19 protein-coding genes are annotated in these 25,752 nt (G+C 44.1%); 9 read left to right on the top strand and 10 right to left on the bottom strand.

Annotated features, from left to right (window positions below; all coding sequences use genetic code 11):
• Positions 1 to 32 precede the first annotated feature (32 nt).
• The gene (locus tag C511_RS0106760) at positions 33 to 239 is read right to left on the bottom strand and encodes a hypothetical protein (protein WP_024996615.1); all 207 of its coding nucleotides are present in this window, start codon (positions 237 to 239) and stop codon (positions 33 to 35) included.
• Positions 240 to 399: 160 nt separating this feature from the next.
• Positions 400 to 2,073, bottom strand: a complete 1,674-nt coding sequence (locus C511_RS0106755; RefSeq protein WP_024996614.1) for a long-chain fatty acid--CoA ligase — start codon at positions 2,071 to 2,073, stop codon at positions 400 to 402.
• 141 nt (positions 2,074 to 2,214) lie between these two features.
• Between C511_RS0106755 and mtaB the strand changes: the two genes are divergently transcribed.
• The 5 genes from mtaB to C511_RS18415 all read left to right on the top strand — a co-directional run bounded on the left by mtaB (position 2,215) and on the right by C511_RS18415 (position 6,694).
• Entirely contained in the window at positions 2,215 to 3,537 is a 1,323-nt protein-coding gene (gene mtaB, locus C511_RS0106750; protein ID WP_024996613.1) for a tRNA (N(6)-L-threonylcarbamoyladenosine(37)-C(2))-methylthiotransferase MtaB, read from the top strand.
• A gap of 5 nt (positions 3,538 to 3,542) precedes the next feature.
• Positions 3,543 to 4,427 (top strand): lysophospholipid acyltransferase family protein, encoded by an 885-nt coding sequence (locus tag C511_RS0106745; protein WP_034781830.1) that lies wholly within the window; start codon positions 3,543 to 3,545, stop codon positions 4,425 to 4,427.
• A 4-nt stretch (positions 4,428 to 4,431) separates the two neighbouring features.
• A complete protein-coding gene (locus tag C511_RS0106740) occupies positions 4,432 to 5,457 on the top strand; it encodes a glycosyltransferase family 2 protein (RefSeq protein ID WP_024996611.1) in 1,026 nt (341 codons plus the stop codon).
• Positions 5,458 to 5,504: 47 nt separating this feature from the next.
• Complete coding sequence (locus C511_RS0106735) at positions 5,505 to 6,026, top strand: methylglyoxal synthase (protein ID WP_024996610.1); 522 nt, start codon at positions 5,505 to 5,507, stop codon at positions 6,024 to 6,026.
• Positions 6,027 to 6,559: 533 nt separating this feature from the next.
• On the top strand, positions 6,560 to 6,694 hold the full coding sequence (locus tag C511_RS18415) for a hypothetical protein (RefSeq protein ID WP_262482326.1): 135 nt from the start codon (positions 6,560 to 6,562) through the stop codon (positions 6,692 to 6,694).
• A gap of 113 nt (positions 6,695 to 6,807) precedes the next feature.
• Here C511_RS18415 and folB read toward each other — a convergent pair whose 3' ends face one another.
• The 3 genes from folB to C511_RS0106715 all read right to left on the bottom strand — a co-directional run bounded on the left by folB (position 6,808) and on the right by C511_RS0106715 (position 12,697).
• A complete protein-coding gene (gene folB, locus C511_RS0106725) occupies positions 6,808 to 7,173 on the bottom strand; it encodes a dihydroneopterin aldolase (RefSeq protein ID WP_024996608.1) in 366 nt (121 codons plus the stop codon).
• A 90-nt stretch (positions 7,174 to 7,263) separates the two neighbouring features.
• A complete protein-coding gene (locus C511_RS0106720) occupies positions 7,264 to 9,975 on the bottom strand; it encodes a 4-alpha-glucanotransferase (RefSeq protein ID WP_027317965.1) in 2,712 nt (903 codons plus the stop codon).
• Between the two features lie 178 nt (positions 9,976 to 10,153).
• A complete protein-coding gene (locus C511_RS0106715) occupies positions 10,154 to 12,697 on the bottom strand; it encodes an adenosylcobalamin-dependent ribonucleoside-diphosphate reductase (protein ID WP_024996607.1) in 2,544 nt (847 codons plus the stop codon).
• Positions 12,698 to 13,025: 328 nt separating this feature from the next.
• Between C511_RS0106715 and C511_RS0106710 the strand changes: the two genes are divergently transcribed.
• Positions 13,026 to 13,766: an NADPH-dependent oxidoreductase gene (locus tag C511_RS0106710; RefSeq protein ID WP_024996606.1), complete on the top strand. Its 741-nt coding sequence runs from the start codon at positions 13,026 to 13,028 to the stop codon at positions 13,764 to 13,766.
• A 65-nt stretch (positions 13,767 to 13,831) separates the two neighbouring features.
• Here C511_RS0106710 and dnaA read toward each other — a convergent pair whose 3' ends face one another.
• The 4 genes from dnaA to C511_RS0106690 form a co-directional block, all read right to left on the bottom strand.
• Positions 13,832 to 15,244: a chromosomal replication initiator protein DnaA gene (gene dnaA, locus C511_RS0106705; RefSeq protein ID WP_024996605.1), complete on the bottom strand. Its 1,413-nt coding sequence runs from the start codon at positions 15,242 to 15,244 to the stop codon at positions 13,832 to 13,834.
• A gap of 338 nt (positions 15,245 to 15,582) precedes the next feature.
• Complete coding sequence (locus C511_RS0106700) at positions 15,583 to 16,482, bottom strand: MlaD family protein (RefSeq protein WP_034781827.1); 900 nt, start codon at positions 16,480 to 16,482, stop codon at positions 15,583 to 15,585.
• A gap of 14 nt (positions 16,483 to 16,496) precedes the next feature.
• Positions 16,497 to 17,741 (bottom strand): N-acetylmuramoyl-L-alanine amidase family protein, encoded by a 1,245-nt coding sequence (locus tag C511_RS0106695; protein ID WP_024996603.1) that lies wholly within the window; start codon positions 17,739 to 17,741, stop codon positions 16,497 to 16,499.
• A gap of 166 nt (positions 17,742 to 17,907) precedes the next feature.
• The gene (locus C511_RS0106690; RefSeq protein WP_024996602.1) at positions 17,908 to 19,953 is read right to left on the bottom strand and encodes a TonB-dependent receptor plug domain-containing protein; all 2,046 of its coding nucleotides are present in this window, start codon (positions 19,951 to 19,953) and stop codon (positions 17,908 to 17,910) included.
• Positions 19,954 to 20,046: 93 nt separating this feature from the next.
• Here C511_RS0106690 and C511_RS0106685 point away from each other — a divergent pair, with 93 nt between their 5' ends.
• Positions 20,047 to 20,943 carry a bile acid:sodium symporter family protein gene (locus tag C511_RS0106685; protein WP_024996601.1) on the top strand — a complete coding sequence of 299 codons (897 nt, stop codon included), beginning with the start codon at positions 20,047 to 20,049 and terminating at the stop codon, positions 20,941 to 20,943.
• Between the two features lie 414 nt (positions 20,944 to 21,357).
• Here the strand turns inward: C511_RS0106685 and C511_RS0106680 are convergent, their stop codons facing one another.
• On the bottom strand, positions 21,358 to 22,242 hold the full coding sequence (locus C511_RS0106680; protein ID WP_051260471.1) for a mechanosensitive ion channel family protein: 885 nt from the start codon (positions 22,240 to 22,242) through the stop codon (positions 21,358 to 21,360).
• A gap of 79 nt (positions 22,243 to 22,321) precedes the next feature.
• Here C511_RS0106680 and C511_RS0106675 point away from each other — a divergent pair, with 79 nt between their 5' ends.
• Positions 22,322 to 22,858, top strand: coding sequence for an HDIG domain-containing metalloprotein (locus C511_RS0106675; protein ID WP_024996599.1), 537 nt, complete (start codon positions 22,322 to 22,324; stop codon positions 22,856 to 22,858).
• A 91-nt stretch (positions 22,859 to 22,949) separates the two neighbouring features.
• Positions 22,950 to 25,661 carry a putative LPS assembly protein LptD gene (locus C511_RS0106670; protein ID WP_024996598.1) on the top strand — a complete coding sequence of 904 codons (2,712 nt, stop codon included), beginning with the start codon at positions 22,950 to 22,952 and terminating at the stop codon, positions 25,659 to 25,661.
• The last annotated feature ends 91 nt before the right edge of the window (positions 25,662 to 25,752 follow it).

Genomic DNA, 25,752 nt, shown 5'->3' with positions numbered 1-25,752 from the left:
CAGACTTTTTAAATTTTTGAGTTGTTCTGAGATTACTCAGCTACAACTGCTGCGCTATCAGTAGCTGTAGTATCAGCTGCTGCTGCAGCTGCTTCAGCTGCTGCTGCTTCTACTGCTGCGATTGAATCAGCGATACGGATTGAATCAGCTTTAGCTTTTTCAGCTTCAGCTTGTTTGTTACCACATGATGCGAAAGATACTGCTGCGATAGCTGCGAACATTAAAATTAATTTTTTCATTTTCTTTGCTTTTTTAAATCTGTAATACAATCAATTGCTTATTAAAACGTTGCAAATGTATAGACTTTTTTGATACGTTGTACTCTTTTGGCCGATTTTTTTTTATTTTTTTTTGTTCCGTGTGCTTATCCCCTGATTTTCAGGCATGTTTAACAACATATTATTTTTCGACGATGCTATTATAAAGATACCTTTTTATACTCTTTTTGGGTGTTTTCTCAAATTCGGTGGGATAAAGTTGTATCTCACTTACCTTTTCGTAGGCCGCCACTGAATTATTTAAACTCTTGAGATTTTCATCCATAATGGTTTTTAAGTGTTCAGCGTGGTTCAGTCCCAGAGATTCCAGACTTTCATAATCGGCATAAACCAGAGCAACGAGTTTCTTGTGGCGCTCAATAACCAGACTTTCAAGAATGAATGGCATATTGTTAAGGCGTGCCTCAATTTCTTCGGGGAAGATATTCTGTCCGCTAGAGCTTAAAATCATAGTTTTGCTTCTTCCACGGATAAATATATTGCCGTTGCCGTCCATCGTTCCCAAATCGCCGGTGCGCAACCATCCGTCTTCGGTGAAGACTTCGGCGGTAGCTTCGGGGTTTTTGTAGTAGCCGGCCATTACGTTTTCGCCCCTTACCTGTATCTCACCTGTTTCCGATTCGGGATTCTCCTTATATATACGTGCTTCCATGATATCGAGAATCTTACCCGACGAAGTGCGCACAAATTCATTCCACGGTGCGTAGCTGATAAGCGGTCCGCATTCCGTCATTCCATATCCGATGGTGAAAGGGAATTTAATTTTCTGGAAAAACTCTTCTACTTCGGGGTTCATGGCTGCTCCGCCAATAATAATTTCTTTGAAGCGACCACCCAGCGCCTCAATGAGTTTTTTGCGGATCTGGCCGTAAATCTGGTTATCCAGCAATGGAATGCTGAGCGCCCATTTCATTCCCTTTTTGCTGATGAGAGGTTGAATGACATTCTTATAGATCTTCTCAATAACCAGCGGCACGGTAATGATGAGATTGGGCTTGACCTCCTCAAAAGCCTTCATGATGATTTTCGGTGAGGGAACTTTGCCCAAAAGAGTGACGTGCGTTCCCACGGCAGTGGCAGTGAGGAAGTCGAACGCGCAGCCGTAGGCATGTGCCAAAGGCAGAAAAGAAAGTACTTTGTCGCCCTTTTTAAGTAATTCCGTTCGGATACCGAAAGTAACATTACCCGCCAAGTTGTTGGCCGTAAGCATTACCCCTTTACTGAAACCGGTGGTTCCCGAAGTGTAGTTGAGCAACATCACCTTTTCATTGCCCAATGTGGTGTATTGAATATCTTCTTTTTGAAAGCCGTTGGGGTACGTTTGCTGCATTTCCTCGTTGATGTGCTTAAGGAACTTCTGCACCGTTTCTCCGTCGCGCTGATGCAGGCAGCGAAAATCAGTTAATGAAAAGACGGCACGCAACCCGCTCAATCGTTCCTCCTCCAATGTTTCCCAAATGGTATCACTGGTAAAAAGGAAAACAGATTCGGAATGATTCACAATGTGATGCACATCATTGGGATTGAAATCTTGCAGAATAGGAACCACAATCGCTCCGTAAGTGATGGTTGCCATGTAGGCAATGCACCAGCGCGAATTATTCTTTCCTATGATAGCGATCTTCTCGCCGCGCCTGATGCTGCAATGTTTAAACAACAAATGCAGTTGGGCTATTTCACGGGCTACTTCACCATACGTATAATTTACATCTTCACCGTAGTCAGTGTAACAAGGAAGGTCCCAATTCTCACGAAAACTATTCTCGTAGAGTTTGATAAAATTCTCTTTAATCATTGCACGAATTTTGGTATATTGTGCAAAAATAGAAATAAAGTTCCACATTTAGAGGCCCTGAGTGGTTAACTCTTAGGCTGTATAACAAATTTTAATTATAATAATGTGTACCTTTGCGCCATATTTTTTGTTTATTAATGTATGATTGATACAACTGTATTTCAGGATAAAAAGGCAGTTTATTATACTTTAGGCTGCAAATTGAACTTCTCAGAGACATCTACAATAGGTAAAATACTTCGTGAAGCAGGCGTACGTACTGCGCGAAAAGGTGAAAAGGCTGATATTTGTGTAGTGAATACTTGTTCGGTTACGGAGATGGCCGACAAGAAGTGCCGGCAGGTTATTCATAAGTTGGTGAAAGAAAACCCGGGTGCTTTCGTGGTAGTTACGGGTTGTTACGCCCAGCTGAAGCCCGATAACGTGGCAAAGATTGAGGGAGTTGACTTGGTATTGGGTGCCGAACAAAAGGCAGATATTATGCAATATCTGGGCGATTTGAAGAAAAACGAGTCGGGTGAGGCACACACTTCCGTGCTGAAAGATATCCGTTCGTTTGCTCCTTCTTGTTCGCGGGGCGACCGTACGCGTTATTTCCTTAAGGTGCAAGACGGATGCGATTACTATTGCACATACTGCACCATACCGTTTGCTCGCGGACGAAGTCGTAACGGAACCATTGAGTCGTTAGTGAAACAAGCGGCTCAGGCGGCTGCCGAAGGTGGAAAAGAGATTGTGCTTACGGGCGTAAACATAGGTGATTTCGGAAAAACAACCGGAGAAAATTTCTTTGAGCTGGTGAAGGCATTGGATGAAGTGGAGGGCATTGAACGCTACCGCATCTCTTCCATCGAGCCCAACTTGCTGACGGATGAGATCATTGAGTTCGTGTCGCGGTCGAAAAGGTTTATGCCGCATTTCCACATTCCCCTGCAATCGGGAAGTGACGAAGTATTGAAACTGATGCACCGTAAATACGATACGGCATTGTTTGCCTCAAAGGTGAAGAAAATAAAAGAGTTGATGCCGCATGCATTCATTGGAGTCGACGTGATTGTGGGCACAAGAGGGGAGACCGATGCGTGTTTTGAGCAGGCGTATGCCTTCATCAAATCGCTGGATGTGTCGCAACTGCACGTGTTCAGTTACTCGGAACGCCCCGGAACGCAGGCATTGAAAATTGACCACGTGGTTACGAGCGAAGAAAAACACAAGCGCAGTCAGCTGTTGCTTGAACTGTCGGACGAAAAGACCCGGGAATTCTATGCGCGCTTTATCGGTCAGGAATGGCCCGTGCTGCTCGAGAAACCCAAAGCCGGAAGTCCGATGCACGGTTTTACCACGAACTACATTCGCATAGAGCTGCAAGACACTGAGGCGAAAGATAACGAAGTAGTGCAGGTACGTCTGGGTGATTTTAATGAAGATGGTACGGCTTTGCAAGCCACCATAGTAAATAAATAATTGGAATGTCTAGATTAGTCTATTTTTTTATTTACCTGGGCATGTGGCTACTGGCCTCATTGCCCATGAAAGCCCTTTATGTGCTGTCGGATGTGCTCTATGTGCTCATGTATAAGCTGGCACGTTACAGGCGTAGGGTGGTGTGGCGTAACCTGAAGAACTCCTTCCCCGAGAAGACGGAAAAGGAGCTGCTGGCTATTGAACGCAAGTTCTACCACTACATCTGCGACTACATGCTCGAAAGCTTGAAGATGCTCAAGATGCCCGTCGACGAGCTACACCAACGCATGAAGTTCCATAATACGGAGCAATACCTTGAAATGATCGACAAGTACGGCGGCATTGTGGTGATGATGCCGCACTACGCCAATTTCGAGTGGACAATCGGCATGGGAATGTACATGAACCCCGAAGACATACCCATGCAGGTTTACAAAACACTCCGCAACCCGTATGTAGACAAGCTCTTTCAGAACATACGTTCCCGCTTCGGAGGGTATAATGTGCCCAAACACGATACGGCACGCGAAGTCATCAGAGCCAGGCATGCAGGCAAGAAACTTGCCTTGGGACTGGTGGCCGATCAATCGCCCAACCTCCAGAGTTTGCACTTCTGGACTACCTTTCTCAACCAAGAGACCTCGTTCATGGATGGCGGTGAGCGCATTGCCCGCATGATGAACTACCCGGTTTTTTATTGTGAGTTGCAGAAAGAAAAACGCGGATACTGCGAGGCCACGTTCGTGTTAATGACCGAACACCCCAAACAAACCGCCGAAGGTGAAATAACCGAAATGTTTGTACGCCACGTTGAACAAACCATTTTACGCGAACCGGCCTACTGGTTTTGGTCGCACAAACGCTGGAAACACAAACAACCCTTAAAATAAACGCATGAATAAAATAGCAGTTGTCATTCTGAACTGGAACGGAAGTGAAATGCTCCGCACCTTCCTGCCTTCGGTCATTGAGCACTCCGCAGCCGATGGCGGTGTGGAAATTTGTGTGGCCGATAATGCGTCGACCGACGACTCGGTTGCTTTGCTGGAAACGGCTTTCCCGTCTGTGCGCATCATCCGTCTGGAAAAAAATTATGGCTTTGCCGATGGGTACAATTTCGCCCTGCAACAGGTGGAAGCCGAGTACGTGGTGCTGCTCAACTCTGACGTGGCGGTGGAGCCTCGCTGGTTGCAACCGCTGGCCGCCTACATGGATGTGCACCCCGAAGTGGCTGCTTGTCAGCCCAAAATACGCAGTTGGCGAGACAAAGCCTACTTTGAATATGCCGGTGCTTCCGGCGGATTCTTAGATGCTTATGGCTATCCGTTTTGCCGCGGACGCATTTTCTCATCGGTGGAAAAAGACGACGGACAATATGATGCACCGATACCTGTTTTCTGGGCTACGGGTGCAGCACTTTTTATTCGCCTGAAAGATTACCGCGATGCAGGCGGACTCGACGGACGTTTCTTTGCGCACATGGAGGAAATTGACTTGTGCTGGCGCTTGCGTGCCCGCGGTCGCGGCATTGTTTGTGTGCCGCAAAGCACGGTCTTTCATGTGGGGGGAGCTACGTTGAAAAAGGAAAATCCGCGCAAAACGTTTCTCAACTTCCGCAACAACCTCATCATGCTGTACAAGAACTTGCCGGCCGATCAACTGGTGCCGGTGATGCGTGCTAGGATGGTGCTCGATTATGTGGCGGCACTTGCTTTTGTGTTGAAGGGACAGCTGCCCAACGCTCGTGCTGTGTTGGCGGCAAGACGTGAATATGCTGCTATCAGGAAAGATTTTAAAGCCTCACGGGATGAAAATATGAAAAAAACAATTCTTCATTCCATTCCCGAACAAATAAAAAGCAGTATCTTGGTGCAGTTCTATGCAAAGGGACGAAAGAGCTTTTCTTCCTTGAAATTATAATATAAACATAGGCAACGAAACATTTATCAGTAAACAGACAAATTATTATGGAAAAACTAATCAGAAAAATCGGCTTGGTGGCTCACGATGCCATGAAGAAGGATCTTATTGAATGGGCGGTATGGAACTCCGAATTGCTCGTGGGACATAAATTTTACTGTACGGGAACTACAGGAACTCTTATACTTGCTGCGCTGAAAGAAAAGCATCCGGAGGTGGAGTGGGACTTTACCATTCTGAAATCGGGTCCGCTTGGGGGCGACCAGCAAATGGGTTCGCGCATTGTTGACGGCGAGATTGATTATCTTTTCTTCTTTACCGATCCCATGACGCTTCAGCCGCATGACACGGACGTAAAAGCGTTGACCCGACTGGCGGGTGTGGAGAACATTGTGTTTTGCTGCAATCGTTCAACGGCAGATCATATCATATCTAGTCCGCTGTTCCTCGATGCCGAATACGAACGTACCCGTCCGGATTATACAGGTTACGCCAAACGCTTTGAGAACCAGACGGTGGTTACCGAAATTGTTGAGGCTGTAAGCAAGAAAAAGAAGACGTTAAAGTAAAACGCTTCACGGTTATTTGTCTGTCGGTATGCTGACAAATGCCGGTTGTTTGCAGAACATTTCATCACCGCACCGACTACTTTGGCATGTCACACAGACTCATACACACAGTGAGATTGAAGCGTGTGAAGTAAACAGCTTTTTTATGGCGTTGAGGAATGATTTTTTTGGAGTAAAAGCTTGACTTTGTGTTTGTAATGTTGTATATTTGTAAACGTAAAGTTAAAGTGTATTCAATTTATAATGCACGTAAAAGGAGAAGCCGGCGCTTCTCCTTTTTTCGTTTCAGTGGTTAGCAATTCTTCCCCAAAACCCGTTGTTCCGGCTCTTTGTTTCTTTTATTTTTGTAAATTGTCACCAGCAATTCACCCCATTGCTCGTGGCAATTACCTCCATTGCTCGTGGCAATTCACCCCATTGCTCGTGGCAATTACCTCCATTGCTCGTGGCAATTGGCCCAATTGCTCGTGGCTTTGGAGAAAAAGCTCGTTATCTTTTCAAAAAACATCAAGGACTTTTTTAAATTCCTCTTTATGTTTTCTAAAAAGTTGGGCGGGGATTTTAAAAAGTTGGCCAACTATTCAGAAAAGTCCGCCAGCCATTCCAAAAAGGCAGTGGTTGTTCCCGAAAACACAGGCGGTGCTTCCGGCATTCCCTGCAATGGTTAATAATGCATAAAACTGCACTTGACAAGAAATGCTTCCTTGTATGATAAAAAGAAAAGCGGGTTTGAGAGCATTGCGGTGAAGCCCCTTACTATTGCCCCGCCGATGTGGGCCATTTACCTGATGCAGTGAACCTCTACGCCGGCGGCATCAATATCGGCCCCCATGGGCGGATTGGTTTTTGCCAGCTTCAGATTGATTTCCTCAATAAGTGGAAAGTCACGGAAAAGCCTTTGCACAATGCGTCCGCAAACATGCTCCAATAGTTTCGACGGGATGCTCATCTCTTCTTTCACCGCCAGAAACACATCGGCATAGCTTACCGTGTCGTCCACGCAATCGCTTTGCATGGCTTGCCCGAAGTCGCCTTTCAGACTCAGGTTGATGATGAAGGTATTGCCCACTGCGGTTTCCTGAGGCGCTACACCGTGGTAAGCGTAGAAAACCAAGTTCTGTAGAAAGATGGTTGATGTTGTTTTCATGACAAACGGACTTAAATAAGAAATGCAAATATAGAGATAATTTGCTGTTTTGCTCTCTCTATATTTGCATTCTTATGCTGAAGATGCGACTTACCAGTAAAGGTTGCGGGCCGATTGCTCTATGAGATGGGTTATTTTCTTGTTCAAGCTTTCGGCTCCCAGCAGCTGCTCCAGTGTGAGGTGCATGCGGTAACGCCAGTAATGACGGGGGTTAGCGGGTATGTTGATGCGCTCTTCGTCGGCCACAGTCCGGCGCCAGTTTCCATCCATCGACAACCAGTCTTGCAACGATAGGATGCAGAATATGGACTGACTGTACAGGTGGTTGCGAACCACCTCTTCGCAAACTTCAGGCGTGGCCGTCTGCGGTGCTTCTCCGTAATGCCCCAGCATGTTATTGTAGTACCGTTGTGTTTGCTGGCGGTCTTCTTCCCACCAACCACGAAGGGTGGACATGTCGTGGGTGGAGATGGTGCAAACCGAGCGGTACGGATAATGGTGCAGGTTGCCGAACTCTTCTGCCGGATTCTTGGGCATGCGCTGAATTTCCAGACTCAGAATGCGCAAATCGTTCATCACCCAAGCTACACAATCGGGTATCATACCCAAATCTTCTCCGCACACCAGCATGCGGGTCGACTGTGTTAACTGTGGCAACTTCTTCATGGCTTGCTGATGCCAAAACTCATTGTGGCGATGGTAGTAATACTGATCATACAAACGGTTGAACGCCTCTTTCTCACCATCGTTCAGCGCCCGGTAAATGAAGTCGTGCTGCACGCCGATGCGCGGATGGTATTTATGCGGTTCTTTGTGATCGGGCACAAAAAGTACGTCGCTAATAAGCGAGTACAGACCGTCGCGTACCCGAATGCTGTCGGCATCCGTTTTTCCGGCAAAGAACGTTTCCACCTTTCGCTGCGTGTCAAACGCTTCGCGCATGCGGTAGACCTCCCACGTGTTGGTTGGCTCAATGAAGTGTTGCTTCACATAATCTGTTTGCTCGCCAAACACTTGCTGCAAAAAGTACTCGTGAATGTAAGGGGTGAGATAGAACTCTTCGCGGAAAGGCAGGCCGTAGCTCTCAATTTCCTCGCGCGACATGGGCAGGGAAGGGACGAACTGTCCCAGCAATCCGTGCACGGCGTGCATCGGAATCTCCCAGATACGGAAGAAACCCAGAATGTGATCTATGCGGTAAGCGTCGAAGTATTCCGACATTTTCCGGAAACGTTTCATCCACCAGCTGTAATCATCCTGTTCCATCACTTCCCAGTTGTAAGTGGGTAAGCCCCAGTTCTGCCCGTTTACCGAGAAGTCATCGGGTGGGGCACCGGCTTGTCCGTTCAGGTTGAAGTAGTGCGGCTCTGTCCATGCTTCCACACTGTTGCGGCTGATGCCGATGGGAATATCACCTTTTAGCACCACGCCGTTGGCGCGTGCGTAGTTGGTTGCCTCCAAGAGTTGGAGGTGCAAATGAAACTGAATGAAATAATAGATGGAGATGTGCGGATAGTCGGCTGTTCCCGGCCGGCACATCTGCTCAATTTCCTTAGACTTATACGTGTTGTACTTGGGCCATAACCGGAAGTCGGGTGTTTTGTAAGCGTCTCTGAGGTAGCTGAATGCCGCGTACGGCCGCAGCCATTCCTGATTGGCCTCGAAGAACTCCTTGAACGCCTCGGATGCCAATACCTTTTCTCCTTCTTGCTGAAAGATCAGGCGGAAATATTCCCACTTCACTTGGTTTACCGCCTCGTAATCGATAACAGACAAACTGTTCAACTCGGCTTGTTTCTCGTTGAAACGTTTGGCGTCAGCTGCTTTTTTGAGCTTGCCCATCCGGCTAAGGTCGGCATACATGGGGTGAAATGCGTAAATGGAAATGCTGCTGTACGGGTAAGAATCCGTCCAGCTATGCGTCATGGTGGTGTCATTCACCGGCAAAACCTGCACCACCTTTTGGTGCGTCTCAACCGCCCAGTCAATCAGTAACTTCAGATCGCCGAAGTCGCCCACACCGAAACTCTTTTCCGATTTCAGTGAAAAGACAGGCACAGCCACACCGGCACCCTTCCAAGCTGGCGTGTCGAAGTACACGTATCGGTCAGACAGTACCCGTGTTTCATTGGCTTTGATGCCCGGGTCGGCTAGGTAGCGGTTCGGGTTATTCTCCCAAGCTTCTGCTTTTTTCTCCTTTTTGTTATAGAGAACAAATTTATATTCCAGTGGGAATGTTAGTTTGGAGGCATCTACTTCGGTCACCCATTCAGGGAAACAAGCATCGCTCATGGGCAAGGCTTTATCGGCTTCCCAGTTGCCCAAAATGGTTTGGTTGCCCGAGATAGCCAGGCAATAATCCTCACTGATACGGGGTGCATAAGCCTTTATCATCAATCCTTTTTTGTGACTTTTGGGCAGTGCTCCGCGTTTGCGGTGTGCCAGCAACGATTCGGTAAAGGCCGAGCTGTAGAAATATTGTTCCTCCGGCAGATTCTTCCAGCTGTCATATACTGTTATTTTCTTCGCGGCATCAGCCGTTTGAGGCAAAAGCAAACAGCGTTGAATGCCGTGCCACTCTTCTCTGACAACTTGGTTCTCTTTGTAAATGAGGTATATATAGTTTGCAATTCCTGCTTCAGGATATGATAACTCCACTTCGGCGCCCCAATGCGTACCGTCCGTAGTACGGAGGGGAATAGCTTGCTTATGGTCATTGTTCCCCAGCTCTGTTGTTGAACCCAGAACTCTGACATCCTCACCCCAGTTGGTGCGATATTCGATGTTAAATGATACTATCATATATATTAGATTTAATTTGATCCATTCATGATAGTGCAATGATAGAAATATTCTGTAGATATTAGAAATCTGTCCTTGCTGAACTCGTTCAAAATAGTCCGCAAACGTTTGTGCTGCATGAGAAAAAAGAAAAGGAACCCGACTAGAGATTCCTTTTCTTTCTTATCTTTTTTCCATTCTAGCCGCATCTGGATGCACCGCAACTGGTACATATTAAGCAACCTTCCTGATAGATGAGCGTTTCATTACCGCAGTTGGGACATTTCTTTCCGTGAGCTTCGGTACCGTCTTGAATATATTTCTTCAGTGCACGTTCCACACCATTTTTCCAGGTGTTGATGTTCTCACTGTCGAGCTGTAAAGAGCCAACCAACTTGATGACCTGTTCAATAGGCATTCTCCAGCGGAGCACTCCCGAGATCAGTTTGGCGTAGTTCCAGTATTCTTTGTTGAACTTCTCGGACAAGCCTTCGATGGTGGTTTTGTATCCGCGTTTGTTCTCAAATTGGAAGTCATAACGCTTGTTGCCATGCTCGTCTACACTCTTGATAATTCGTCCGCTAGTCACACTCTTGGGAAGAAGGATACCTTCGTCGTCATCTTGTAAACCGGTGAATATTTCGTAAGGTCTGCCATCGAGCAAGCCCACAAAGGCTACCCACTTTTCTTTGTTGTTCTGGAACTTCACCACATCGGCTTCCAGAACAGTGGGGCGTACTTCCACTACCGTAGGCGGTTTGCAAGGAGGCAGTTCCTCTTTCTTGTCCTTCTCGGGCGTAGCAGCAATGAGCACTCCCGAGCGTGAACCGTCTCTGTAAACGGTACATCCCTTGCAACCCGATTTCCATGCCTCTACATAAAGACGATTAACCAAGTCTTCGTCTACATCATTAGGCAGGTTAATGGTTACGCTGATTGAGTGGTCAACCCATTTTTGAATGCGTCCCTGCATCTTCACCTTCATCAACCAGTCCACATCATTCGATGTCGCTTTATAATAAGGTGATTTGGCAACCAGTTCATCAATCTCTGCCTGAGTGTATCTCTTTGCCGGGTCGTATCCGTTGGCTTCCATCCAAGTAACAAACTTGTGGTGGAATACAATATATTCTTCGAATGCATCGCCCGTTTCGTCCACAAAGTCCACTCGTACTTGCGTATCGTTGGGGTTCACCTTCCTTCTGCGTTTGTAAACAGGTAAGAATACCGGTTCAATGCCCGATGTGGTTTGTGTCATCAAACTGGTTGTTCCGGTGGGAGCAATAGTCAAACAGGCAATGTTACGGCGACCGTACTTCTTCATGTCTTCGTAAAGTGCCGGATCGGCTTCACGCAAACGGTTGATGAATGGATTGTTGGCCTCACGCTCCGTACTGTATATTTCAAATGCTCCGCGCTCTTTGGCCATTTGTACCGATGAACGGTAGGCATGCAAAGCTACTATTTTATGTACTTCTTCGGAGAACTCGGTTGCTTCTTCGGTTCCGTAACGCAAGTTCAATGCGGCCAGCATATCGCCCTCGGCTGTGATACCCACACCGGTACGTCTTCCTTGTCCGCTCTTCTTGTATATCTTCTCCCAAAGCACGTGCTCGGCACGTTTTACTTCCTCGCCTTCAGGATCATCTTCTATCTTCTTGATGATCTGTTCTATCTTTTCAAGTTCCAGATCAATAATATCGTCCATGATGCGCTGCGCCAGCTCTACGTGTTTCTTAAACAATTCGAAGTCGAAATAAGCATCGGCTTTGAATGGGTTCACAACGTATGAGTAAAGGTTGATGGCCAGCAGACGACATGAGTCATACGGGCAAAGCGGAATTTCCCCGCAAGGATTGGTCGACACGGTTTGATAACCCAGGTCGGCATAGCAGTCAGGCACTGACTCTTTGATAATGGTATCCCAGAAAAGTACACCGGGTTCTGCTGATCTCCATGCATTGTGAACAATCTTTTTCCACAATGCCGAGGCATCAATCTCTTTGACGGTAGTGGGGTTGGCCGAGTTGATGGGGTATTGCTGAACGTATGTTTTGCCTTCTGTAGCGGCAGTCATAAACGCATCGTCCAGTTTCACCGACACATTGGCCCCGGTAACTTTACCTTCTGTCATTTTAGCATCGATAAACGACTCCGAGTCGGGGTGCTTAATGGAAACACTAAGCATCAAGGCTCCTCGTCGTCCGTCTTGCGCTACTTCACGGGTAGAGTTCGAATATCTTTCCATGAAAGGCACGATGCCGGTCGATGTGAGTGCAGAGTTTTTTACCGGTGAACCTTTAGGACGGATGTGTGAAAGGTCATGTCCCACACCACCGCGTCTTTTCATCAGTTGAACCTGTTCTTCGTCAATCTTGATGATGGCACCGTATGAGTCGGCTGCCCCGTCAATACCTATTACAAAGCAGTTGGAAAGAGAGGCAACCTGATAATTATTGCCTATGCCCGTCATCGGACTACCCTGAGGAACAATGTATTTGAATTGATCAAGCAAAGTGAAAAGTTCTTCTGCTTTCAGACCGTTTTTATATTTTGCTTCAACCCTGGCTATCTCGTTAGCGATTCTCCAATGCATGTCTTCCGGCGACTTCTCGTAAATGTTTCCGAAAGAGTCTTTTACTGCGTATTTGTTTACCCAAACCCTTGCAGCAAGTTCGTCGCCTTGGAAGTATCGTAAAGATTCTTTGAAGGCTTCTTCATAAGAATAAATTTGTTTTTTCACGTTGCTATTTTCTTAGATGATTAAAAATAATAAGTAAGGTGTAGAAGTAATACTTATCGTTAACAAATGTATTTGCAAATCTAGGAATGTTTTTTGTTATTCCCAAATTTATAGATAGGTTTTTAATATTAAAAATAAAGTTTTCCAAATTGAATATTTAAATAGTTGATTATCAGTGTTTTATGTTTTTATGTATCCTTTAAAGTTATCCAAAATATATAATTTACTTGTTTCAAACAGATGAATAGTTTTTCTTTTTTGGTATTTTTAATCATTTGATGTTCGTTTGTGAAGTGAAATTGGTATATATTTGCTGAAAACTAAAACAATGGAATCAATAAAGAATAGACGAACCATTCGCAAGTATCAGACGACCGATGTGGCTGATGAATTGTTAAATGATTTGCTTGAGACTTCTTTTCGGGCCTCTACGGTTGGCAATATGCAGGTTTACAGCGTTATTGTTACCCGGGATGTTGAAATGAAAGAGAAACTCTCTCCTGCGCATTATAATCAGCCGATGGTGAAGCAGGCTCCGGTAGTGTTAACCTTTTGCGCTGATTTCAGACGTTTCAGCCAATGGTGCGTTCAAAGAAACGCAGAACCCGGATACGAAAATTTTCAGTCGTTCATGAATGCTGCTGTAGATACCTTGCTGGTTGCGCAAACTTTTTGCACGCTGGCCGAAGACAAAGGTTTGGGTATTTGTTACCTGGGCACCACGACGTACAATCCTCAGCCTATCATTGATGCTCTTCAGTTGCCGCGACTGGTATTTCCGGTTACGACCATTACGCTTGGCTACCCGGCTGAGATACCTGACCAGGTAGATCGGTTGCCTTTTCAGGGGCTTATTCATCAAGAGCACTATCATGATTATACGCCCGATGAGCTGGATCAGTTGTATGCGTATAAAGAGTCTTTGCCTCAAAATATGAAGTTTATTCAAGAGAATAAGAAAGAAACATTGGCTCAAGTGTTTACGGATGTGAGGTACACCAAGAAAGACAATGAAGCAACCTCAGTGAATTTGCTCAATGCATTGCGTGCTCAAGGTTTTCTTGACTAGCATATAATATAAATGCCGGTATAAAACATGATTTTATACCGGCATTTACTTAATAAGTATTTTTCTTAGTTTCTTTTCTTCAAGGTATTTTCTATTGCTTCCAAATCAGAGTGGAAGCTTTTATCTACTTCACAAAGTTCTTTCACTATTTTACAAGCATGAAGTACGGTTGCATGGTCTTTGTTGCCAATGAGCTGTCCTATTCTGGATGAAGAATAATCAGTGTGCTTCTTAGCCAGGAACATGGCCACTTGTCTGACCTGTACAACTTCTCTTTTTCTTGATTTAGTATAAATTGCCGCAGGTTCAATTTCGTAATGCTTGCACGTTGTACCGATGATGTCATCAATCGTTATGGCTTTGGTCTCGTACTTAACAACCTTCTTAACGATTCGTTGAGCCAATTCCAAATCAATGTCTTTGTTATAAATCGTTGAGTGTGCCATGATTGATATCACAATGCCTTCCAGGTCTCGAACGCTCTCGTTTACGTTCTCGGCAATATACTCAATCACTTCCGGTGGAAACTCCAATCCGTCTCTATGAATCTTATTTCTAAGAATATTCTTTCTTAACTCCACAGTCGGCTTTTCGAGCTCGGCTACCATACCCCACTTAAAACGGGTAAGCAATCGCTCTTCAACGCCTTGTAATAGAACAGGAGCGCGGTCTGAAGTCAATATCAGCTGCTTACCGTTCTGATGTAAGTGATTGAAGATGTGGAAAAAAGTATTTTGGGTTTTGGTTACTCCTGCAAACTCTTGAATATCATCAATGATCAATACATCAATGGTTTGATAGAAATTGATGAAATCGTTTGTCGTGTTATTACGAACCGAGTCCGTATATTGTACCTGAAACAAGTGTGCAGATACATATAACACTCTTTTCTCGGGATAAATCTCTTTTATCTTTGTTCCGATTGCATTGGCCAAGTGAGTTTTTCCTACTCCGGAGGCTCCGTGGATAAAAAGAGGGTTGAATACTGTTTTAGCCGGACTTTGAGCCACGGCTTCGGCTACGCTTCTCGATAGTTTGTTGCTGTACCCTTCAATAAAGTTATCGAAATTATAATCCGGGTTCAATTGAGGATCAAGATCCTGCACAGCCGGTGCCTTGAGAATGTTCGGAGCTTTGTTGCCTCCGCTTCTTATCGTGCTTTTATTGGGGATGGCGGTAGAACGATTACTCGCTTCAAGGTTAACAGTAGTCTTTGAACTCTTGTCAACCATGACGTTGTACATCAGCTTTGTACCATCTCCAATAACCTTATATAAAGTAGCACGAAGCAAATCCACGAACTTATCTTCTATGAATTCATAAAAGAACTGACTCGGAACTTGTACAGTCAATGTATTGTCCTCGTATTTCAGGGGGACAATAGGGACAAACCAGGTGTTAAACGTCGTCTCGGGAACATTGTCTCTAATAACTTGAAGACAGCGGTTCCATAAGCCGACATGATTTGTTTCAATCATAACGACATCAATACATTTATTAATTAAGTAAAACTTCTACAATTGCAAATTTGGGAATCTTATTCGAGAAAAACAAATGCTTTTTTTCTTGCGTTTTTCAATGAAAGAATAAATCCTTTTGTTTCAGCCACTTATAGAATGACACTATTCTGCTCTCTTATATAGATACTTGATTTTATTTAAATCCTTGATAATCAGTTGTTTTACCTCCTATGTGTCGCGCTTGTGTTTTATAACATAAGCTCTCGCAATAGGTTTGTAACAGCGAGTTAGCCCACTTTTAAGGGTATGTAAAACCATAACTTGTTATTTAGATATAATCTATATAAACCGAGATCTTATTTTTGTTTTCTTCCAAAAATAGAGAAGTGAACATACCTTTTCGGATTGGCTTTGAGGTCCTCAAGAAGACTTGCTGCATTGGCACTGGTAGTGTTTAGGTTGTTATACAGAGCGGGGTCATTCAGTAGTAGTCCTACACTATTGTCTTTGCTGTTAAGCTTCTGAGTGATTAGCTGCACGTTATGAATGGTAGAATCAATCTTGTTAAACGTGGCTGCGTAATCAATCTCTTTTAAATTGCTGCTGATTACAACAAAGTTATCACTGATTGTATTGAGCTTGCCTGTTAGCTGAGGAATGTCTTTATTCATGAGCTTTCTCATTTGTCCGCTTGCAGCCTCCAGGTTTGCCGTGCTGTTTCTGACCGATTTCAGCGTAGCTGGAATATCGGGATTACTAAGAATCGTATTTAAAGATATTAAAATAGAATCGAGTTTGGGAAGCATTTTCTCTATTTGGGGCATCAGTTCGGCCGCACCGGCCATGATGCCGTTGTTAAGTGTTCCGGGAATGGTGTCGCCAACGGAGTAGCTTTCGCGAGGGTTGTTGGCCAGTAATATGTTCATTCTGACTCCTCCCATCATCTCTGTTACCAGTTCGCCGGTACTACCTTTGGGAATTCTCATGTCTTTGTCGAGTTCCACTTCTACCACAACGTTGCCACGCTGGTTGTAGTCGTATGATATGTCACTTACAATACCTACGCGAAAGCCATCGGCAAATACCGGACTCGATTTAGCTAATGCATTCACATCCTCGTATTTAAAATAAAAGTAACTGCTTGGTTTGAACATTCTGATTCCTTTCAGATAATTAATGCCATAAACAACTACTCCTAATGCGATAATACTTGCTATGCCTATTTTAACTTCCTTCGTAATATATTTAGCAATCATATTTTTTCTTTTTATTATTTCCTGTTCTTTTTAAATTCACTGATAGCGGCGTTTACGTCCATCTTCTTTCCTTCTTTGAAAGCTATAATGAACGCATCTTTAAAGTCGGTCGAGATGGAGCGCTTTGTTCTGAGTACTTTATTGTAATCCGCAGAAGCGCCATAAGTGTATTTGTACAATCCTCCTTCTTGGTAGTACTCTACATCTTTCAAGCCTTTGAAACGTTTATCGGTACTTTTCAATGGGCTGGAGGAGGTTAGTATTTGTATTTTGAATATAATTTCTTCTTTCGTTGCAGCGTTTGTTTCCACAAGTGGAACCACGGTTTTCTCCACTTTCTGTTCCTGCTTCACTTCCTGATTTTGAGAAGCTCTCGATGAACTGTCTTTTTTAGAAGAATCTGCTGCTGCGGTTATTGCTTTGGTTGTATCGTCTTCTATATCTTTGGGAATCACAGTACGGCTGGAGCCGTTGATTCTAATCTCATGCTCTCGCTTGTATCTGAGAAATGCTCTGTATATGCCTTGGGCTAGTGATGATGTTCCTTCTTCCGTGTTGAGATACGCTTCTTCTTCGGGGGTAGAAATAAAGCCAAGTTCAACCAAAATGCTAGGCATGGCACTTGCTTTGAGCACCAAAAAACCGGCTTGATGCACACCCCGGTCAATGCGGTTGCAGGTATTGCGGAATTCTTTTTGTACTAACGAAGCCAGGTGCACGCTTTGCGACATGTATTTGTCTTGCATGAACTCAAAAATGATATATGATTCGGCTGAGTTAGGATTAAAACCAGCATACCTTGTCTTGTAATCGCTTTCATACAGAATAACGGAGTTCTCTCGTTTGGCAACAGCCAGGTTTGCTTCTGATTTGGCTAGACCCAGCGTCCATGTCGATGCGCCCTTTGCTGTTCTTGAGCCGGCTACGGAATTAGTATGTATTGAGATAAAGAGATCGGCTTTGGCATCATTGGCAATTTCCGCCCGTCGGTCGAGCGGAATAAAAACATCCGTGCTTCGGGTGAAAATCACTTTGACATCATCATTGTTGTTCTTGATGAGTCTGCCTAACTTAAGAGCCACGTTCAGGTTGATGTTCTTCTCCTTAGATATTCTACCTACGGCACCCGGATCGTGTCCGCCATGCCCCGGATCAATAACGACAACAAAATCTTTGGCCCAAGCAGTGGAGCAGTCGGGCAGCCATGGCAACCAGAGGCCAATACAAAATAACAATATGTATTTATATACTTGCTTCATAGGGTAATTAATTGCAAATGTAGTAGAAATTTGCCGAAACTAGACCTTTTACCCTTAACTTTTGGACTTTTTGCGCTAATCTTCAAAGAATATGTTACTAATAGACTATAAATAAAGGCGAGGCGTATGGATGAGATAACACCTCGCCTTTGGTATTTGTTAATGATTACAGATTGATTTGATAACTGATGCCTGCTTTCAGCCATATTCCGGGTTGAGGCAGGTTGCCGAAATCATAGTAAGTCCGGTTGAGCAGGTTATTTGCTTCTGCAAAGAGTTTATATTTGGGTGCATTCCACGACAACCTCAGGTCGAGCACGCAGTACGAAGCATAGGGAACCAACTGATTGGTTGATTGATTCATCTCGTTGTATTTGATGTAACTGCCTGTGCGGTCTTGCCACCGGAACGCCCAGTTGGCTGTTAGTTTATTCCACACACGATGATTGAGGCGTGCCACCAGTTTGTGTCGTAAATACTCCAGCCCGTAACTTGATTTATAGATTTCCTCATTGTCTTTGCGGTGCTGATAGATGTACGCATAATTAATGCTTAAATCTTGCAGCCAACTCTTTCCGTTAGTCAGTCGCCGGAAGTCGATGGACGAAGAAAGCTCCACTCCCATGTTATCCAGTTCAAAATTGGCAGAATGGTAAATGTCGTCGACCGAGTACATCACCCAATAAATCATGTCTTTTCCTTTGTTGTAGAAAGAACTTAATGACGATTGGAAATAGTCAGTCCGGTAGTTGGCACCGATACTGAAAGCCTGAGTCTTTTCGGGTTTTAATCCTACATTTCCCTGTATGGTTGGGCTCTTGTAATACAAATCCGTAAAAGTAGGCATTCGCAGCGCCATGTTCCATGAGGCAAACAATTTGATGTTATCGGTTGGCCTGTACGATATGTCTATTCCCGGATAGAAGCGAAACTTATGATCCAGTGCCGTATTCATATTCGCCAAGGCACCCATGGAAACGGTAACCCGAGAGAATAAGATGTTGTGTTCCAAATAGTATCCTACATTGGTTCTGTTATCTTTCCGGGTATATTGCTGGTCCTCTCCGGGAATGTTTACGTACTGATCTTCGTCAAGAGGCTTGCCTAAGTTTGTACTCAATATTCCCTCGTTACGAATCTCGGCACCCAAGGAGGTTTTGCCCCATGAAGAATTGAACGAAGCGTTCAGACTGGCACCAAAAACATCGGTCTGGTGAAAGTTCTCTCCGGTATGAGTATTCCTGATCAGTTGAAAATGATCGAGGGAACGATTCCAGTAGAAAGCCGGAGTAAATTTAATTGTTCCTTTGGTTTGTGCCTGTACGGAAGCAATGTATTTGCGGGTCTCTTCGTATTGGTTATCGTAAGCGGCAGAATAAAAGGTGTTTGCTCCAAATTTCTGATCACTTAGCCCAAGCTGCCACTTCATATTTACATCCTTGTGGTTGAATGAGCCCGCATAAAACCCTCGCCGGGTATTGAAATCACTGTTTTTGGTAGCTCCGTCACTTCGGCTATAATTGGTTGAAAGCTGATGCCCGAACCTTTTGTTAGTGTAGCTGACCCCTGCACCGGTTCCCAGCAGTCCGTATCCGCCTCCTGTTAAATGGGCGGTGATTTGATTCTCAGTAGCTTTCTTGGTCACAATGTTGATTGCTCCCGTAAAGGCTGAGGTTCCGAATACTCTGGCAGCTGGGCCTTGAAGTATCTCTATTCGTTCAATGTCATGGATGGATACCGGGAAATTTCCGGTGTTGTGTCCGGTTTGAGGATCGCAGATGTTGATCCCGTTGAGAAGAATGGTGGTTTGGTCAAAAGTACCTCCCCGTACTGAGATGTCTGTTTGTATACCGAATTCGCTTCGCTGGCGGACATCAACGCCTGCGGCATATTCTAAAAGATCGTTGATACTGTGTACCGCTGCCGCTTGAATTTCATCACGGGAGAGTACAGTGACCATTTTGGCCGATTGCATCTCGGTTAGGGGAACGCGGGTGCCGGTAACCTCAACCTCTTCCAGCTCCATGTTCTTCAGTTGTCCGATTGTGTCATTCTGTGCCGATGCAATTTTTACGTTGGCAAAAGCCAATGTTGCAATTGTTAAGACACCGATGTTGACTTCTTTCTTCAAGCTACAGAAGACAGAGTAAGTTTTGTGGTTGAACTGTTTCCAACGGATGGCTGTTCGCCCGGTTAACTTGTTTTCTTTCATTTTTAAACTGTTTTAAATTAAAAAATCGCCGCAAAGATAGTATTATTCCTTATTAAGGTCTTACTTTGCAACTGAATTTTAAAATGTTTCCCGATGCTTAAGTTTTTTAAGGACTGGACCTTACCCATTGCCATGTTGGTGGGAGCCATTGGTTATCAGGTTTTTATATTGTTTTCATTTGTTACTCCGTTGCTCATCTTTGTTATGTTGCTGCTGACCTTTAGTAAGGTGCAACCCAAGGATTTAAAGATTAGTCCACTTCATTTTTGGTTACTTGGTATTCAGATTCTTGGTGCTCTGGCAATATATTTATTACTATATCGTTTCAATAAGTTGGTGGCCGAGGGCATTATCGTTTGTATAATTTGTCCCACTGCAACGGCTGCGGCAGTGATTACTTCTAAATTAGGAGGAAGTGCAGCGAGCGTAACCACTTATACTCTTTTAGCCAATATCGGTGCGGCTATTGCGGTGCCACTTATTTTTCCGGTCATTGAACCCCGTGCGGGAGCTGATTTTTATGAATCTTTTTTCCTGATTCTAAGCAAAGTGGTTCCGTTGCTTATCTTCCCGTTCTTGCTGGCTTGGGCTTTGCAACATGTGTTACCTAAAGTGCATCGGAAATTAATGAGTTATCACGAATTAGCTTTCTATCTGTGGGCATTCTCTCTGGCCATTGTTACGGCCCAAACAGTCAACTCGTTGATTCATAATCCGGCTGATGGTGTAACCGAGATTTTAATTGCCGTTGGTGCCTTAGTGGCTTGTTGCTTGCAATTTTTCTTAGGCAAAACAATAGGAAGTGTGTATCATGACAGAATAAGCGGGGGACAGTCATTGGGGCAGAAGAATACTATTCTTGCCATTTGGATGGCGCATACGTACCTCAATCCGTTGGCGTCTGTAGGCCCGGGCTCTTATGTGCTGTGGCAAAATGTGATTAATTCCTGGCAGTTATGGAAGAAGAGAAAGCGTGAGGAAAAGGGCTGAAGATTAGCAACAAGCATGTGCTTGGTGTGCTACGGTTGAATTATTTTTTTTCTCGTTGCCAAATTCTTTGTAGACCCGGGTGTAGGACATTTGTACACCCCGGTGTACAGGTCTCCTACATGGGGGTGTACAAAGTGTGTACATCCGGGTGGAGACGAAATTTACTCACCTGCAAAATAAATCATCTAACCGTGCTTATTAAAAAGCTTATATATAGAAGCTAAATAGTGATGTACTTGTAAATAATAACTATGAAAAAAGTTGGTGACACTTGGTGATACTTGGTGAGGCTTTTTTTTAGCCAAGTGTCACACGAAAAAGTCTGATTATCAAGCTATTACCGGGTTGGTGATACTTGGTGATACTTTTTTTCATGCATTTTATGTAGCAATGGTTGCATAAAATGCATGAAATCTATCCTTTCACCTGATTTTTTATGATCAAATTGCTGTATGGGAATGGAATTTCAATGTTCTCCCTGTCAAAACGTTCTTTGACGGATTTGAGCAGATCACATTTCATGGCAAAGGCTTCTCCGCTGTTGTTTGCCCAAGCCCACGCCCGGAGTGTGATGGCCGAATCACCCAGATTGATCACCCTGACTGTTACCACGGGAGCATTCTTCTTTTTTTCTTCATCACTTCGGTGGTCTTTTAACGAAGGGTGCTTCATCACTTCTTCACGCATAATTCCCATGGCCTTGTCTAAGTCGGTATCATAAGAAACCCCCACCTCGATAAAGCTACAGATGTCTTCCGCACTAAGCGTAGAGTTAATAATCGTACTCGAATTAATCTTGCTGTTGGGTATGATAATGGTACGGTTTTCCAAACTTTTAATAACGGTGTGCCGCAGTGTGATTTCGGCAACGGTTCCCGTTACAATGTCGTCCAGTTTAATGATGTCACCAATCCTGAAAGGTTTGCCGAAAACAATGAAGAGTCCGCTGATAAAGTTTGAAAGAGCTTCTTGAGAAGCGAAACCCACAGCCATAGCCATGATACCGGCACCGGCCAAAATAGAGTTTCCAACTTTTTCCATTCCCGGAATTAACGAAAGAAAAATGGCACCTCCTATGATGTACAGTGCATAAACGCTTATGCGCTGCAGGAAGCTGGCCGTCGTTTTATCAAGAAAAGTGGAGTTGTGTTTTCTTTGCGATCTTCGGAAAAGAAACTTAATAAGTGAAACCGCACCTTGTGTAACCAGGTAAATTAATAAAGCTTTTACTAAAAAAGTAACGGGTTGCTTAATGGCTATGCCGAAGATAGTAAGGTTTAAGAATTCTTGAATATCCATTTCTTTATAGTTATTTTTGATTTATATCTGTGCAAATGTATTCAATAATATTTATTTTTGCAATAAAAACAGAGAAATGATACGTCCCATCGATTTGATAAACAAGCTCTATCCTCTGGAGGATGAACTGAAAAATATATTGTTAGTACACAGCCGGTCGGTAACCCGTAAGGCTCTTGATATAGCAGAGAAACATCCTGAGTTACAACTCAATACTCAGTTCATTGCCGAGGCTGCTATGTTGCACGACATCGGAATAGGGTTGACGAATGCACCGGGCATTCATTGTCACGGTGATTATCCTTATATCTGCCACGGTTATCTGGGAGCCGATTTTCTTCGTGAAGCCGGATACCCCAAGCATGCTTTGGTTTGCGAACGACATACCGGAGCCGGACTATCTTTGCAAGATATTATCAAACAAAATCTTCCGCTTCCACATCGTGATATGTTACCGGTTAGTATGGAGGAACAGGTTATTTGTTTTGCCGACAAGTTTTTTTCTAAGACGAAGCTCGACAAAGAAAAGAGTGTGGAAGGAGCGCGTAAGAGTTTGCTGAAGCATGGCACTGAGGGACTTGTACGTTTTGATCGTTGGTGTGAGTTGTTTTTGTAGGAACTAAAAAAATAATTAAAAAGAGGCAATCACATTTATAATTGGCAGAGAATGCGTACTTTTGCCTCTCCAAGCGTAAACAATTTAGTTAATGACGCCATTGAAAGCAAATACAATTATATCATTCATACTACTGTGTGTCATGTTGACATTGTCTGACGGTGCAATGTCTCAGCGTAGAAGGAGGCCCATTGCTCCCAGAAGCGTTTCTGATTCTCTGAAAAAGGATACGTTGCAAAAAGATTCATCCGTTTTGCAGGGTCCGGCTAAAAAGAAACAGCCGTTGAATGCTCCCGTTGTTTATGAGGCCAATGATTCCATTGTCTTTACCCAAGGCGGTTATGCGCATCTGTACGGCAAAGGCAAGGTGAACTATGAGAAGATAGAGCTCGGAGCTCAGGTTATTTCCATGAACATGGATAGCAGCACGGTGTATGCTCATGGTGTGGCCGATTCTTTGGGAAATATGCAGGGAACTCCGGTTTTCAAAGACGGAGAGACTCCTTATGAAACCAAGACCATAAGATATAATTTCAAAAGTAAAAAAGGTCTTATCAGTAATATCGTCACTCAACAGGGTGAAGGGTATGTGGTTGGTAATAATGCCAAAAAAGGTGCCGACGATGAACTTTTTATGGTAGGTGGTAAGTATACAACCTGCGATCACCACGATCATCCTCACTTTTACTTGCAGTTGACTCGTGCCAAAGTAAAACCGAAAAAGAATGTGGTAACTGGTCCGGCTTACCTGGTGGTTGAAGATGTTCCGCTTCCTATTGCGGTACCTTTCTTCTTCTTCCCGTTTTCAAGTAGTTATTCGTCGGGTTTTATCATGCCTACCTATATGGATGACTCAAGCCGTGGGTTTGGTCTGACCGATGGGGGGTATTATTTTGCCATCAGTGATAAGATGGATATGAAAGTGACGGCCGATATTTTCACCAAAGGTTCTTGGGCGCTTGGAGTTCAGTCTAATTACAACAGAAGATATAAATATTCGGGTAGCTTTCAGGCAGATTATCAGGTAACCAAAACGGGCGATAAAGGGCTCGATGATTATTTGGTAGCCAAAGACTTTAAGGTGGTTTGGTCGCATCGTCAAGACGCTAAGGCCAGTCCTAACTCCACGTTTTCTGCTAGCGTGAACTTCTCGACCAGCAGTTATGAACGCACAAATATCAATAACCTTTATAATTCACAGTTGATGTCGCAAGGCACCAAAACGTCTAGTGTTAGTTATTCAAGAAGTTTCCCGGATCAGAACCTGACTATTTCAAGCACTTTTAATATTGCACAGACCTTGCGCGATTCTTCTGTAGCCATTACCTTACCCGACTTAAACATTGCTTTGAGCCGCATCTATCCTTTTAAACGTAAGAAAGCGGTAGGTGACGAACGTTGGTATGAGAAGATTTCAATGAGTTACACCGGACGATTAACGAATAGTATTACGACTAAAGATGATAAGTTGTTCAAATCAAATCTGGTGAACGACTGGAACAATGGTATGAGTCACACCATACCCGTTAGTGCTACCTTTACTCTTTTCAAGTATTTCAATGTCACTCCTTCTTTTAATTATACGGAAAGATGGTATACTAAGAAGGTGATGCGCGACTGGGATTCTGCTGCCGGTAAGGAGGTGCTAACGGATACGATTCATGGTTTTCACCGGGTGTACAACTACAATACCAGCTTGGGCGTGAGTACCAAACTGTACGGTATGTATAAACCTTTGTTCGCCAAGAAGAAAGAGATTCAAATTCGTCACGTTATCACTCCGCAAATCAGTTTAAGTGCGGCTCCCGATTTTGGCTCTTCTCATTATGGATATTATAAGTCTTATGTGTACCGCAATTCAAATAACGAACTTGATACGGTGACGTATTCGCCTTACAGTAATCAACCCTTTGGTGTTCCCGGACGAGGAAAGCAGGGTTCGGTGAGTTTTGATTTATCCAATAACATTGAAGCCAAGTACAAAACAAAGAACGATTCGATACGTAAGATTAGTATCATTGATGAACTGGGTGCCAGCATCTCTTACAATATGGCTGCTGAAACTCGTCCGTGGAGTGATCTTTCCATGCGTTTGCGCTTAAAGCTTTCTAAGAATTACACGCTGAACTTGAATTCGTCTTTTGCTACGTATGCGTATGAGTTCGATAAAAATGGTAAAGTGGTAGTGGGTGATCGCACGGAATGGTCATACGGGCGCTTCGGACGCTTCCAGGGATGGGGCTCCTCTTTTAACTATAGTTTCAATAATGATACGTGGAAGAAGTGGTTCGGCCCTAAAGACGAAAAAGGCGCTAACGACAAGAAAGACGAGAAAAAGCCGGGAGAAGGTACGGATGAAATGACGGATGGTAACGGGCAGACTGAGAAGAAAGTTGAAAAGGCGAAGGTAGATGCTGATGGTTATCAGGTATTTAAAATGCCTTGGAACTTGAACTTCAACTATTCGTTTAACATTCGTGAGGATACTTCTAAACCTATTAATGAAAAAAGTATGCGGTATCCGTATCGGTATACGCATAACCTGAGTGCGTCCGGCAACATTAAAATTTCTAATCGTTGGAACATGAGCTTTAACTCCGGTTATGATTTTGAAGCTAAAGAGATTACGCAAACGGCATTTACCATTTCACGTGACTTGCACTGTTGGAACATGTCTGCCAGCCTATCTCCGTTTGGCGTTTATAAATACTATAACTTTACCATACGTGCCAATGCCAGCGTGCTTCAGGATTTGAAATGGGAACAGAGGAGCCAGACGCAAAGCAATATTCAATGGTATTAACCATGTGTTGCTATAGATATTCTGAGTGGTGAGTATAGCATAACTGCCCTGCCTTTAAACAAAAAGACAGGGCAGTTATGCTATTATTATG

It is taken from the genome of Bacteroides graminisolvens DSM 19988 = JCM 15093 (assembly GCF_000428125.1).
In the GTDB taxonomy this organism is placed as follows: domain Bacteria; phylum Bacteroidota; class Bacteroidia; order Bacteroidales; family Bacteroidaceae; genus Bacteroides; species Bacteroides graminisolvens.
The sequence above is the reverse complement of the archived record's forward strand: the minus strand, read 5'-3'. Positions and strand labels throughout refer to the sequence as shown.